Below are 13,697 nucleotides of genomic sequence, written 5' to 3' on the forward strand. Positions count from 1 at the left end.
AAATAAATGCTTGCCCGTTCAACCAGGAACCACCATGAGTCAGACACTCAAAGCCCGCTTAGCCGACGACATCAAGACCGCCATGCGCGCTCGCGATAGCGAACGCCTGGGCACGCTGCGTTTTCTGCAGGCCGCCGTGAAACAGCGTGAAGTCGATGAACGCATCGAACTGGGCGACGCCGAGATCACCAGCATCATCGAAAAACAGGTCAAGCAGCGCCGCGAATCCATCCAGGCCTTCGAACAGGCCGGCCGCACGGAAAGCGCCGACAAGGAAAAAGCCGAACTGGCCGTGCTGCAGGAATACCTGCCCAAGCAGGCCGACGAGGCCGAAATCAACGATGTCATCGCACAGGCCATCGCCCAGGCCCAATCCGAAGGCGCCCAGGGTCCGGCCCTGATGGGCAAGGTCATGGGCCTGGTCAAGGCCAAGCTGGCCGGTCGCGCCGACATGTCCGCCGTCTCGGGCCTGGTCAAGCAAAAACTGAACTCGTGATGCAGTCCTTGCTGGCCGAAGCCCTGTCGGACAGGCAGGACTTCTTCGGCGCCCACATCCCCCTGATGCAGCACCTGGGCCTGCAAACCGTCTCCAGCACGCCGCAAGGCGTGGAGACATTTCTGCCCTGGCAGGCCTGCAACGCCAATGCGCGCGCCGACGTGCACGGCGGCACCCTGATGGCGGTGCTGGATTTCACGCTCAGCGCCGCCGCGCGGCCTGCAGGCCGGGCTCGGGCATGGCGACCATAGACATGAACACCCAGTTCCTGCTGCCGGCGCGCGGCGATGTCTGGTTCCGCGCCCGCTGCCTGTTCCTGGAAGGCGACACCGCTTACTGTGAAGGCGGCGGCTACGACGACAAGGACCGGCTGCTGGTCAAGGCCGCGGCCACCTTCCGCGTCGTGCGCGGCAGTTGAACCCGGCCTCCGGAACGAGCCGGCGTGCGAGCTCCGGCTAGCTCCGCTCCCCCTCGGACGAACTCTCCCGGGCGTTGCGCTTGAACAGCCCCGCCATCTCGGCGGCCGCTTCGCGCATGGGCCCGGCAAACTGCAACAGCTCCGCCATGGAGCGCTGCGCCGTGGCGGCATGGCAGGCCAACGCCGCCACCACGTGTCCCTGCTCATCCTGTACCGGCACGGCGATGGCCACCATGCCGCGCACGAACTCCTCATTGTCGATGCCGATGCGCTGGCTGCGTATCCCCTGCAGCTCTGCCTCCAGGCGGGTCCGATCAGCAATGGTGCGCGGCGTCAGCGCCTCCAGCGTGATCCGGTCCAGCATCTGGCGGCGCTGCACGTCCGGCGCCAAGGCCAGGAACAGCTTGCCGCTGGCCGTGCAATGCAAAGGCACGCGCGCGCCGATTTCCATGCGCAACTGCAGCCGCATGGGCTCGGGACTTTCCACCCTGGACAGATATTGCACGGTGTCGCCGGCCAGCGCCGTCAGGTTGCAGGATTCGCCGATGATACCCACCAGCCGCCCCAGTATGTGCCGGCTGGCGCGCAGAAAATGCGGCGAGCCCAGCAGGCCCGCCGCCAGATGATGGGCGCGCGGACCGGGCATGTAGCCGCCGTCGCCCGGCACGCGCATGACATAGGCCGCCTGCTCCAGCGACTGCAGGATGCGCAGCAGGCTGGTCTTGGGCAGCCCCGTGCGTTGCGCCAACTGGGCCAGGGTCTGGGCGTACTGCGTATGCGCCAGTTGCTCCAGCACGGTCAGAACCCTCAAGGGACGGCAATCCTCTGCCTGCATCACGGCCTCGCTACCTGAAAAATGAAACGGAAATGATACTTAGCGTTCCAGGTGCGGAACTTTCCGTGTTTACCCTATAAATGTTTCAAGCCTGAATCTTCAGACTGGCGGCACGAACAGAACTGGAGTGAGGCAATGGACACCACTGAAAGCGTTGACTATGTCATCGTGGGAGCGGGATCGGCCGGCTGCGTGCTGGCCAACCGGCTCAGTGAAAACGGCAAGTACACCGTCTGCCTGCTGGAGGCCGGGCCGCCGGACAGCAATCCCTGGATACACATTCCCATCGGCTACGGCAAGACCATGTTCAACCCCCGGCTGAACTGGGGCTTCCACACCCAGCCCGACCCCAACATGCTGAACCGGGAGATCTATTGGCCGCGCGGCAAGACCCTGGGCGGCTGCAGCTCCATCAACGGCCTGATCTACGTGCGCGGCCAGAAGCAGGACTACGACCACTGGGCCGCGCTGGGCAATGAGGGCTGGTCCTGGGACGAGTGCCTGCCGTATTTTCGCCGCATCGAGAACAACGACCTGGGCCCCGGCCCCACGCGCGGCACCCAGGGACCGCTGCACGCCACCAGCATACGCACCCGCAACGAACTGGTGGACGCCTTCATCGCCTCGGCCGAACGCAACGGCATCCCGCGCGTGCAGGACTTCAACACCGGCGACCAGGAAGGCGCAGGCTACTACCAGTTGACCACGCACCGCGGCCGGCGCTGCTCGACCGCCGTGGCCTTCCTGAACCCGGCGCGGGAGCGGCCCAATCTGCGCATCAAGACCCTGGCCCAGGCCAGCGCCATCCTCACCGAGCAGGGCCGCGCCGTGGGCGTGCGCTATCGCCAGGACGGAGTGATCAAGACCCTGCGGGCGCGGCGCGAGGTGATCCTGTCGGCCGGCGCCCTGCAGTCGCCCCAGCTCATGCAGCTCTCGGGCATAGGCCCGGCCGCCATGCTGCAGAAATTCGGCATTCCCGTGGTGCGCGACATGGCCGGGGTGGGCCGCAACCTGCAGGACCACCTGCAATTTCGCCTGATCTACGAGGTGAACAGGCCCATCAGCGACAACGACAGGCTGCGCTCGCTCTGGGGCAAGGCCAGCATGGGGCTGCAATGGCTGCTGTTTCGCGGCGGGCCGCTGTCCATCGGCATCAATCAGGGCGCCATCTTCTGCAAGGCCTTGCCCGAGGCCGCCACGCCCGACATCCAGTTCCATTTCGGGACCCTGTCGGCGGACATGGCCGGCGGCAAGGTGCACGATTTCTCCGGCTGCACCTTTTCGGTCTGCCAACTGCGTCCCGAATCGCGCGGCCACCTGGAACTGCGTTCGGCCGATCCGTTCGACGCGCCCGCCATCCACCCCAACTACCTGTCCACGGACCTGGACCGCCGCACCGCCATCGCCTCGATCAAGATGGCGCGCCGCATCGCCGCCACCGAACCCATGGCCGGCCTGATGGCGCGCGAGTTCCGCCCCGGCCACGAGGTCCGCAGCGACGAGGAGATCCTGCATTTCTGCCGCGAGTACGGCGCCACCATCTTCCACCCCACGGGCACGGCCCGCATGGGCCGGGCCGACGACCCGCTGGCCGTGGTCGACGCCCGGCTGCGCGTGCACGGCGTGCCGGGCCTGCGCGTGGTCGACGCCTCCATCATGCCCACCCTGGTATCGGGCAATACCAACGTGCCCATCGTGATGGTGGCCGAGCGCGCCAGCGAGTTCATCCTGGCCGATGCCCGCCGCCAGGACAACGGCGCACACGCGCCCGACGCACGACTGGCCGCCTGAAGGAGCTCCGCAACGCACAAAGGCAGCCCCTAGCAGTTTCGATCGCCACACAGCACGAACCGGGGCGCAGACCCCGGCCCATCCCAGGAGACAATGCATGTCAGCAGATCAGAAAACCGTCAAGCGCGTGGTGACGGCCTCCGTCATCGGCGCCACCATCGAATGGTATGACTTCTTCCTTTACGGCGTGGTCGCCGGACTGGTGTTCAACAAGCTCTACTTCCCCAGCGGCGACCCCTACGTGGGCACATTGCTGGCCTACGCCACCTTCGCCGTGGGCTTCATCGCCCGTCCGCTGGGCGGCGTGGTGTTCGGCCATTTCGGCGACAAGATAGGCCGCAAGAGCATGCTGGTGCTGACCCTGACCATCATGGGCGTGTCCACCATGGCCATAGGACTGATTCCCTCGTACGACAGCATCGGCATCTGGGCCCCCGTCCTGCTGCTGATCTGCCGCGTCTTCCAGGGCATAGGCCTGGGCGGCGAATGGGGCGGCGCAGTGCTGATGGCCTATGAATACGCGCCGGCCAACAAGCGCGGCCTGTACGCCTCCTGGCCGCAGGTGGGCCTGGCCACCGGCCTGTGCCTGGCCTCGGGCGTGGTCGCCCTGCTCTCCAGCCTGCTGTCGGACGCACAGTTCCTGGCCTGGGGATGGCGCATCGGCTTCCTGGGCTCCGTGCTGCTGGTGCTGGTGGGCATGTACATCCGCCTGTCGGTCAAGGAAAGCCCGGAATTCGAGCAAGTCAAGCAGGCCAATGCGGAAAGCCGGATCCCCTTCGTGGACATGATCAAGCGTTACCCCGGCAATATCCTGAAGGGCATGGGCGCGCGCTTCATCGACGGCGTGTTCTTCAATATCTTCGGCGTGTTCATGATCAGCTACCTGGCCGATCACCTGAACCTGACCCGCACCCAGGCGCTGACCGGCGTCATGGCCTCGGCGGTGGTGATGTGCTTCACCATCCCCCTCTTCGGCGCCCTGTCGGACCGCCTGGGCCGCACCCGCGTCTACTTCTGGGGCGCGCTGCTGACCGGCCTTTCCTCGCTGCCCGCCTTCTGGCTGATCACCACCCACAGCGACAATCTGATGGTGGTCTGGCTGGCCATCGTCATCCCCTTCGGCATTCTGTACGCATCGGTCTACGGGCCGGAGGCCGCCCTGTTCTGCGAGCTGTTCGACACCAAGGTGCGCTACACCGGCATTTCCTTCGTGTACCAGATGTCGGGCATCTTCGCGGCCGGCATCACCCCCATCATCTCCACGGCCCTGCTGCAGGCCAACGGCGGGCGCCCTGGCTCATCGTGGCCTACACCATCGTGGTGGGCCTGATCTCCGCGATCAGCGTGGCGACCATCGCCGCTCCGCCGCCGGAGCGCCAGGCCGGGACCAAATGCTCCCGGGCCATCCGCAAGGCGCGCGCCTGAACATTGCGCCCGCCTGCGCGCAGACGGCAAAAGGCCCGCTCCAGGCGGGCCTTCTCACAAATGGACGATGCGGGCTCAGTGCGTCTGCAGATCCGCCCCTACCTGGTGCTCGCATTCGGGCTCGGTGTCCAGAAAGGGATAATCGGTGTAGCCTTTGGGGCCCTGGGTATAGAAGGTTGCGCTATCCCAGGCGTTGAGCGGCGCACGCATCTGCAGTCGCAGGGGCAGGTCGGGATTGGACAGAAATGCCTTACCGAACGACACGGCGTCGGCCATGCCCTTGGATAAAGTCGTCTGCGCGGTGGGCAGGTCGAAGTGCTCGTTGGCGATGAGCGCGCCGCCGAACTGGCACTTGATCATGGGCAGCAGGCTGTCCGAGGCGGGGCTTTCGCGCAGGAAGATGAAGGCGATGTCGCGCCGGTCCAGCTCGCGCGCCACATAGGAGAACAGGCGCTGCGGGTCGGAGTCCTTCATGCCGTGCAGATCGCCGCGCGGCGACAGATGCACGCCCACCCGGCCCGCGCCCCAGATCGCCACACAGGCGTCCACCACCTCCAGCAGAAAGCGCGAACGATTCTCGATGGAGCCGCCGTAGGCGTCGCTGCGGGTATTGGAGCCATCGTGCAGGAACTGGTCGATCAGGTAGCCATTGCCCGCATGGACCTCCACGCCGTCGAAGCCGGCGCTGAGCGCATTCTGCGCGGCGACGGCGAAATCGTCGACCACATCGGCGATTTCTTCCGTATGCAGGGCGCGCGGCACCACGAAGGCGCGCTCGGGCCGCAACAGGCTGACCGTGCCTTCACAGGCGATGGCGCTGGGCGCGACCGGGATCTGGCCGTTCAGGAACTCGGGGTCGGAGACGCGGCCCACATGCCAGAGCTGCAGCACGATGCGCCCGCCCTTGGCGTGCACCGCCTCGGTGATGTGGCGCCAGGCTTCCACCTGGGCGCTGCTCCAGATGCCCGGCGTATGCGCATAACCGACGCCTTGGGGCGATACGGACGTGGCTTCGGCTACAATCAGCCCCGCGCTGGCGCGCTGGCAATAGTAGATCCGCATCAAATCGTTGGGCATGCGGCCCTCGGAGGCGCGCGAACGTGTCAAGGGCGCCATGACGATGCGGTTCCTGAGTTCAATATCACCCAGCTTGATGGGGTCAAACAAACTAACCATTGTTTTACACTGTCCACTAGTGATGTCTCCCCAGGATCGATGCGACACGCACCCAAGGGAATACCCGATAAGGGTTTTTACCAGATTTTCCTTTATAACATCAACGCTTAATTTGACTTGCACGTCTTTCAAGCCTCAATCGGATCAATGACCTATGGCACAGTTTGCAGTAATCGGGCTTGGCCGCTTCGGCTCGGCCGCCGCCCTGGAGTTGATGAAGATGGGTCATTCGGTGCTGGGCGTGGACGCCAATCCCAAGCTGGTGGACAAGTACGCCGATCAGCTCAGCCGCGCCGTGATCGCGGACGTGACCGACAGGCAGGCCCTGGAAGAGCTGGGCCTGGACAACTATGACGTGGTCCTGGTGGCCATCGGCGCCGATATCGAGGCCTGCCTGGTCTGCGTGGTGCACCTCAAGAGCCTGGGAGCGCCCACCATCTGGGCCAAGGCCATCTCGCACGCCCAGCACCTGATCCTGGCCAAGATAGGCGTGAACCGCATCGTCCATCCCGAAGAAGAAATGGGGATGCGGGTGGCGCAGATGCTCAGCTACCCCATGGTGAACGACTACATCACCCTGGGCAACGGCGACTACCTGGTGGAGGTCACCGCCAGCGACAGCCTGAACGGCCAGACCATACGCGAGGTGCTGCGCGAGCAGATGGACGACGTGCAGGTGCTGCTGGTCAAGCGCCGCGGCGAAACCATCATCCAGCCCGAGCCCGACTACGCCCTGCATGCCAAGGATCTGCTGATCCTGTTCGGCCAGTTGCAGGCCCTGCGCACGGCGGCTCCCAAGCTGGTCTGAGCATGCGCGACTGGCTGCCCACCCTGATCCCCCGGCGCCAGGGGACCCATCACCGCAATCGCACGCTGGCCGCCAGCCCGCCGCAGGTGCTGGCGCTCGGCTTCCTGGGGCTGATCGTCGTGGGAGCCGTGCTGCTGAGCCTGCCCCAGGCTGCCGTGCAGCGCCTGAGCTTTTTCGAGGCCCTGTTCATGGCGACCTCGGCGGTCACCGTCTCGGGCCTGGCCGTGGTCGACCCGGCGTCCGAACTGACTCATTTCGGTCAGATCACCCTGGCGCTGCTGGTGCAGATCGGCGGCATGGGCTTTGTCACCTTTGCCGTGATCGCCGCCATCACCATGCGCAAGCGCATCAGCGTGAACCAGCAGGCGCTGGCCCTGGAGGCCTTCAACCAGACCAGCGTCTCGCGCATCCGCGACACGGCCCTGCAAGTCTTCAAGATCGCCGCCCTGATCGAGCTGAGCGCGGCCCTGATCCTGTTCCTGCGCTGGCTGATCGACATGCCCTGGACGACCGCCCTGTACCGCGCCCTGTTCCATTCGGTCACGGCCTTCAACAATGCCGGCTTCTCGCTGTTCCACGATTCCCTGGTGCCGGTCTCGGGCGATCTGATCGTGGTCATGACGCTCTCGGGCCTGATCATCCTGGGGGGCATCGGCTTTACCGTGCTGGCCGATGTGGGCCAGAAATGGCGATGGCGCAATCTGCAGGCCTACACCAAGCTGATCCTGATCGGCACCCTGGTGCTGAACCTGATCGGCTTTGCCGCCCTGTGGCTGCTGGAGATGAACAACCCCAACACCCTGGGCATGCTGGGCCGGGCCGACCAGGCCCTGGCGGCCTGGATGCAGAGCGCCGCCACCCGCACCGCCGGCTTCACCACCATGGATCTTCATTACCTGCGCGACAGCACCCAATTAGTGCTGATCCTGCTGATGCTGATCGGCGGCGGTTCGCTCAGCACCGCCAGCGGCATCAAGATCGGCACACTGATCGTGCTGCTGGCGGCCGTGCGCTCCTATGTGCGGCAGCGCCAGGAAGTCGTGCTGATGGATCGCACCGTCGCCCCGGAAACCGTCCAGAAGGCGCTGGCCCTGTTCCTCATCACCGGAGCGCTGTATTTCGTCTCCGTGCTGCTGATGACCCTGTTCGAGGACCTGCCGCTGATCAGCATCCTCTTCGAGGCGGCCTCGGCGCTGAGCACCACGGGCATGAGCCATGGCATCACCGACATGCTGTCCACGCCCAGCCAGCTCCTGCTCATGATTCTGATGTTCACCGGCCGCCTTGGCCCGCTGACCCTGGTCTACACGCTGGCCACCCGCAAGCGCAGCCGGATCCGCTACCCCGAAGGCAACTTCCAGGTGGGCTAGGCGCGCCCGGTTTGCGCCATATTCAAGAAAAGTAAATAAAAAATACAGCTGTCATAGACTTTTGGTATGGTTTAAGGATGTAGTCCACAACCAACCACAAATCAGGACGCAGGCTTATGGATCACAGGAAGATGGCTACCTTGACCAAGCGCGCCAGCACGGGACTGAGCGCGCTTTGCCGGGAACTTACCAGCCGGGGCATGAGCTACCACCCGCTGGTCGAGATGTATCAAAGCCAGATGAGCATCATCGGTCAACTCAACGACGAGGTCCTCGCCCTGCGCAAGGAAATCGACGACCTGAAGAAAGCAGCAAAAAAGTAGAACGGCCCACGGGCCGTTTTTTTCATGCCCGGCCGCCTTTCTGCTAGGATCGGAATTTCCCTGAACCACCTCGTGAAGCCATGCCCGCCGCTTTGCCGCCTCTATTGCTTGGCGCCGTCCTGACGATCGTGCTCGCTTGCGCCCAGGCCCAGGACGACCAGGTGCTTTCCACCCGGTCCCTGCCTCACCCGCCCATCGGGACCCCGCCGCCCGCCCTGCCGCCGGCCTTGCTCGCACCCGTGGCGCCGCCGCAGTTTCGCACCGCGCGCCTGGCCATCTCCATAGACTCCGCGCACATCCAGCCGGGACTGAACGACAAGGAGCTCCCCGCCCCGGCCCGGGGCGACGCCGCCTTGCTGGTCGTGCGCTACCACTACGCCAACCTGACCGAGCGCCCCATCGACATGCGGGTCCATCGCCCCCGCCTGTACCTGATAGATGGCCTGGGCCGCCGCCTGGAGCCCAACCGGCGCGCCACGCGCGACTACCTGTATCAACAGGACCTGGACACGCCGGGGCTGGACAAGCTCAACCCCTTGGTCAGCGTATCCGAGGCAGCCGTCTTCGAAATCAGCCCTGCCCTGTTCGATCCGGCGAGCTGGAGCCTGCTCGTGAAAGCCGGACAGGACGTGCGCGTGCCACTGGCGCTGCTGGTTCAAGCGCGGCAGCCCGCAGCGCGCTAGAGCGCCGGCCATACAGGTTAACGCTAGTAGCAATTGTTTTTTCCTTGTCCATACAATACCAGCGTCAGTAACGGTTCAGGTGAGAGTCTTCATTCTTGTGAAGCGCCGACGGAGCAACGACCCCGGAATCTCTCAGGCAAAAGAATCCTGTACCCGCGACAATCTGGAGAGAGGCATGTCAATGCCCACCGAAGGGGACCATCTTAAAACCATGGATAAGCTCTCAGGTAAAAGGACAGAGGGGGTACAGAGGCCATATGGCCTCTGTTCACCTTCTCGTCCGGAGCATTTCTATGGCTACACGGCCAAGCGCCTGTAAACGGCGACTTGGCTCGATACTTCACATAAATTCCTGTTCGCGCACCCGCCTGTTTTGAGGTTATGCCGTCAAAACAAGACGGATCGCTGTGCGCTCTTCAGCCTGCCCATATCGGCATCAGGAAAACCGTCCAGCAGGACGGTAGGTACCCCCTTTTTTCTCGCAGCACAGTCATACTTAAGCATTTGAATGAAAAAAATCAAGGAGAACAGTGTGTCTCAGCAACACTCATCTGGACTGCAACGCTCGTTGAAAAACCGGCACCTGCAGCTAATAGCGATTGGAGGAGCTATCGGCACAGGGCTATTCATGGGGTCGGGCCGCACCATCAGCCTGGCCGGACCCTCGGTCTTGTTCACCTACATGATCATCGGGTTCTTTCTGTTTTTCGTCATGCGGGCAATGGGCGAATTGCTCTTGCATAATCTGGAATACAAGTCGTTCGTGGACTTCTCGGCCGATATACTGGGCCCCACCATGGGTTATTTCCTGGGCTGGAGCTACTGGTTTTGCTGGGTGGTCATAGGCATTGCGGACATTGTCGCCATCACCGGCTACACCCAGTTCTGGTGGCCCGATGTACCTTTGTGGCTGCCGGGGCTGGCCTGCATCGTTTTCCTGCTGGTCTTCAACCTGCTGTCGGCAAAACTGTTCGGTGAACTGGAGTTCTGGTTCGCCCTGGTGAAGATCGGCGCCATTGTCACCCTGATCCTTGTGGGGGCCTACCTGTTGATCACCCGCTTTGTCGGCCCTGCGGGTGATACGGCCAGCCTGAGCCATTTGTGGGACCGCGGCGGCATGTTTCCCAATGGCGTCAGCGGGTTTTTCGCCGCATTCCAGATCGCCATCTTCGCCTTCGTGGGAATAGAACTGGTGGGCACGGCCTCGGCCGAAACCGCGGACCCCGCCAAGAACCTTCCCAAGGCGATCAACAAGATTCCGGTGCGGGTAATCGTGTTCTACGTGCTGGCGCTGACCGCCATCATGACGGTGACGCCCTGGGATGTCGTCGCCCCGAACAAGAGCCCTTTCGTGAACATGTTCCTGCTTATCGGGGTGGGAGCCGCGGCGGCCATCATCAACTTCGTGGTGCTGACCTCCGCCTTGTCGTCGGCCAACAGCGGCATGTTCTCGACGGGCCGGATGCTCTACGGCCTGTCCAAGAACAAGCTGGCGCCGGAGCCATTCGGCAAGCTCTCGCGCAATGGCACACCGCGCAATGGGCTGATCTATTCCTGCGCCTTGTTGCTCTGCGGCATCTTCCTGCTCTATGCGGAAGGCGACGTCATGCGGGCCTTCACGATCGTGACGACGGTAGCCAGCATCTGCTTCATCTTTGTCTGGGCGGTCATCCTGATCTCCTACCTGAAATACCGCCGGATCCGTCCGCATGCGCATGCGGCGTCAAGCTACAAGATGCCTTTTGCCATTCCCATGTGCTATGCGACACTGGCATTTTTCGTGTTCGCCCTGTACCTGTTCAGCCAGGAAGAAGAAACCTTGATCGGCCTGATCGCCACGCCCTTCTGGTTCCTGGCCTTGTTCCTGTTCCTGCCTTTCTATAAGAAGCGGCTCAAGCAAGCTTCGACGCTGAACATGGCTGCCCAGACCGCCCGATAAGCATGACGGCACTGTCTCGCAAGAGGCAGTGCCGCTAGGCTAGAACAACAAGAGCAACCGAAAGTGCACCCCTCGTACGCTCTCAAGAGAAAGTCGGCCGTATGACCTGGGCGATCCGGCCATGCCCCTACCCCGAAACCAGCAAGAATGTCATGCTTGCGACTATAAATGGAGAGTTCGTCAGACAGCCTCAGACGCCGACCCGGCAGGCATTTGAAGTTCACGATTGCGCGCATCTTCTACAATGACGTCAATGTCGCTTAGCAGTTGCCCCATCTCCAATTGCACCTCTTCAGGCGCCCACTCAAAGGCGTTGAATTCTCTCCACAGATCTATAAAGCTCCTCGCCGCCGCCTGGGCCCTGCTCAAATCTGGCGCAGCCTTCAGCCCATCCACGTAGTCTTGCAAATACTCCACCCTGGGGCCAACCCATTTTTCGTACAACTCGCATCCAAAAGCGATATGTACCCGCTCCAACACGGTGCGTGCCAGCCGCTGCTCTGGACCATCGCTGAGCTCACACAGGGCCTTATCGGCGGCCAGCAGTTTTTGACACTGCAAATCAACCATCCGCGCTGCCAGCTTATTCCTTTTCAAGGACCGGAAATAGATCTCCAGCATGGAGTCGGCCGGAAATCGGTCCATCAGCCTGCTGATGTGCGGCGCGGCCATGTCTGCGTGCAACCTGAGCAACTGCGCCTCCAGCTCCTCCGCATCCACGGGCGTATCGTTCAACGCGTCGATGATCTTGCCCAAAGGCTCGGACACGATCACATGGGCCAATTGTTCATACAAGGCCGCTCTTATTTTATTCAGCACCCCGGCCGCCGAAGAGCGTAACTCGGCAGGTGAAATCTGTTCAAGCACGGCATCGCAGGCTTGCGGATGATTGAAAATCCCCTCGCACAGCGCGATGAGCTCCGGATGCGTCATGGCCTTCAGGCAAGCGTACAGGGCTCTCTCCCATCCGTAAAAAAAAAATGATACTTCCCGAGTCAGTTCACTGATGAGTCCCAATTCCTTGGCGATTCTGCTCAAGGCGCGGGCATCATTGGCCGGGGCCGACAGGCTGCCCAGCAAACTACCGATACGGCGGCTGTTCTCCCTGACTTCCATGCAGCGTTCGAGCCTTGCGCGCGCCTTCGCGGAATCACCGCCGACGGAGAGCCTCAGATCCTCGGGAAAACTGCCATGTAGAAATGCGCGTGCGCGACCGACAGGCGCTGTACCGCGCTGCTGAGGCATATAACGCAGCTTGCCCACCGCTCCCAAAGGACCGGGTGCGTATTTTTGCAGCGGCAGAATCCGGGCTCCCGTCTGGGTCGGAGTTTGGATAGTCATGTCAACCCTCCTAGAGAAATAAACTCGCGCTGAAGAGCTGGCGGATGCCATAGGTCAGCGATTCAGAGTTTCAGGAACAATGCCCGGCAAGGCCCCGGCAGAGGCAGGGAGCCGCCATCGCAAGACCCGGCGATCACGGTGAAACCACGAGGCCATTCACCAAGCCATGACGCGGCCCGGATGGGAGGACGAACGCCGCCCCAGCCCTGACTATGGCAGTCTCAAGACGCATCACCGATGAGCAGCACCAACATGCACCTGAGGCTCCAGCTCCAGCCCAAAGCTGCGCAAGACCACGGCGGCGGCACCGAGATTCGCGCGCATGCTTTCATCCAGCTTGCATAGGGAATGCAAATTGAGCGGTCCATCCGGATTGTTCTGACGGTCACGGAGCAGGCCCATGCTTGCCCCGATCAATACCCTCATCCGCTCAACCAAGCTTTTGGGCAGCGCTTGCCAGATCTGAAAGGTGTCTTCCACCGCGAGACTTAAACGACGCAAAGCATCAGGCACGGCAGTCCTATCACCCTGCAGCACAGCCGCGGTCAGATGCTGTGCCTCGATCGACAGGCTGCGCGGAGCCCGTCTAGAAGAAAACTCATCATCCATCTCCTCTATCAAAAAGTCGAAACGACTCGCCGCCGAATCCAAGCCCTTATGCTGCAAAACCCCTTGGATGGCATACAGTTTTTGGAAACTCAACGCGCCCAGCAGCGTCTTGAACTCGTCCGTGGACAGGCCTCTCAAATAGCGGCTAATCGTGTTGTGATCATCGGTAAGCGCCAACAATTGCGCACACAAGTCTTGCTCATTTACTGAGCCAGCGGCCAGCAGATCGACAATCTTCGACAAAGGCTCATGCACGCTATGTCGGAGCACTCGCTGATTGAAGGCTTCCGCGATATTGCTCAGCAAGCGGAACGCCTGCCCGCGCACCGCATCATCAGGACGAGTCGAAATCTCGGCCAGAATATCGTCGACAGCTCGCCCATTGCACAGCCCGCCTTGGCTCAGAGCAACAAAATCGAGTACCTTGAACTCATCCAGATAAGTATCCAGGCAGTACTTCGCTCCCTTTAGCGAGTACAAACC

13 protein-coding genes, 1 pseudogene and 1 riboswitch are annotated in these 13,697 nt (G+C 62.5%); of the genes and pseudogenes, 10 read left to right on the forward strand and 4 right to left on the reverse strand.

Annotated features, from left to right (window positions below):
- Positions 1-34 precede the first annotated feature (34 nt).
- From ACWPWO_RS18250 to ACWPWO_RS18260, 3 genes are read left to right on the forward strand one after another with little or no spacing between them, the layout of a single operon-like run.
- Positions 35-496: a GatB/YqeY domain-containing protein gene (locus ACWPWO_RS18250; RefSeq protein ID WP_454007796.1), complete on the forward strand. Its 462-nt coding sequence runs from the start codon at positions 35-37 to the stop codon at positions 494-496.
- Positions 493-747, forward strand: a complete 255-nt coding sequence (locus ACWPWO_RS18255; protein ID WP_454007797.1) for a hypothetical protein — start codon at positions 493-495, stop codon at positions 745-747. The genes ACWPWO_RS18250 and ACWPWO_RS18255 overlap by 4 nt, the downstream gene beginning before the upstream one ends.
- Before the next feature lie 2 nt (positions 748-749).
- Positions 750-914, forward strand: a complete 165-nt coding sequence (locus ACWPWO_RS18260) for a hypothetical protein (protein ID WP_454007798.1) — start codon at positions 750-752, stop codon at positions 912-914.
- Positions 915-951: 37 nt separating this feature from the next.
- Here ACWPWO_RS18260 and ACWPWO_RS18265 read toward each other — a convergent pair whose 3' ends face one another.
- Positions 952-1,725: an IclR family transcriptional regulator gene (locus tag ACWPWO_RS18265; protein WP_454007799.1), complete on the reverse strand. Its 774-nt coding sequence runs from the start codon at positions 1,723-1,725 to the stop codon at positions 952-954.
- A gap of 159 nt (positions 1,726-1,884) precedes the next feature.
- Between ACWPWO_RS18265 and ACWPWO_RS18270 the strand changes: the two genes are divergently transcribed.
- Both ACWPWO_RS18270 and ACWPWO_RS18275 read left to right on the forward strand, forming a co-directional pair.
- On the forward strand, positions 1,885-3,540 hold the full coding sequence (locus ACWPWO_RS18270; protein WP_454007800.1) for a GMC family oxidoreductase: 1,656 nt from the start codon (positions 1,885-1,887) through the stop codon (positions 3,538-3,540).
- A gap of 97 nt (positions 3,541-3,637) precedes the next feature.
- Positions 3,638-4,940 (forward strand): annotated as a pseudogene (locus tag ACWPWO_RS18275) (MFS transporter); the annotation flags it as partial.
- Between the two features lie 100 nt (positions 4,941-5,040).
- Here ACWPWO_RS18275 and ACWPWO_RS18280 read toward each other — a convergent pair.
- Positions 5,041-6,141, reverse strand: coding sequence for an alkene reductase (locus tag ACWPWO_RS18280; RefSeq protein WP_454007801.1), 1,101 nt, complete (start codon positions 6,139-6,141; stop codon positions 5,041-5,043).
- A gap of 154 nt (positions 6,142-6,295) precedes the next feature.
- Here ACWPWO_RS18280 and ACWPWO_RS18285 point away from each other — a divergent pair, with 154 nt between their 5' ends.
- The 5 genes from ACWPWO_RS18285 to ACWPWO_RS18305 all read left to right on the forward strand — a co-directional run bounded on the left by ACWPWO_RS18285 (position 6,296) and on the right by ACWPWO_RS18305 (position 11,264).
- On the forward strand, positions 6,296-6,949 hold the full coding sequence (locus tag ACWPWO_RS18285; RefSeq protein WP_454007802.1) for a potassium channel family protein: 654 nt from the start codon (positions 6,296-6,298) through the stop codon (positions 6,947-6,949).
- 2 nt (positions 6,950-6,951) lie between these two features.
- Positions 6,952-8,319 carry a TrkH family potassium uptake protein gene (locus ACWPWO_RS18290; protein ID WP_454007803.1) on the forward strand — a complete coding sequence of 456 codons (1,368 nt, stop codon included), beginning with the start codon at positions 6,952-6,954 and terminating at the stop codon, positions 8,317-8,319.
- 131 nt (positions 8,320-8,450) lie between these two features.
- Positions 8,451-8,642 (forward strand): hypothetical protein, encoded by a 192-nt coding sequence (locus tag ACWPWO_RS18295; protein WP_394065710.1) that lies wholly within the window; start codon positions 8,451-8,453, stop codon positions 8,640-8,642.
- An 80-nt stretch (positions 8,643-8,722) separates the two neighbouring features.
- On the forward strand, positions 8,723-9,325 hold the full coding sequence (locus ACWPWO_RS18300) for a hypothetical protein (protein ID WP_454007804.1): 603 nt from the start codon (positions 8,723-8,725) through the stop codon (positions 9,323-9,325).
- A gap of 68 nt (positions 9,326-9,393) precedes the next feature.
- Positions 9,394-9,483, forward strand: a riboswitch (glycine riboswitch).
- A gap of 350 nt (positions 9,484-9,833) precedes the next feature.
- Positions 9,834-11,264, forward strand: a complete 1,431-nt coding sequence (locus tag ACWPWO_RS18305) for an amino acid permease (protein ID WP_454007805.1) — start codon at positions 9,834-9,836, stop codon at positions 11,262-11,264.
- Positions 11,265-11,444: 180 nt separating this feature from the next.
- On the opposite strand, the gene ACWPWO_RS18310 is transcribed toward ACWPWO_RS18305, so the two are convergent.
- Both ACWPWO_RS18310 and ACWPWO_RS18315 read right to left on the reverse strand, forming a co-directional pair.
- Positions 11,445-12,605, reverse strand: coding sequence for a hypothetical protein (locus ACWPWO_RS18310; protein WP_454007806.1), 1,161 nt, complete (start codon positions 12,603-12,605; stop codon positions 11,445-11,447).
- 231 nt (positions 12,606-12,836) lie between these two features.
- Positions 12,837-13,697, reverse strand: an 861-nt coding sequence (locus ACWPWO_RS18315) for a hypothetical protein (protein ID WP_454007807.1), incomplete at its 5' end; no start/stop codon positions are given.

The organism is Alcaligenes sp. Marseille-Q7550 (genome assembly GCF_965112015.1).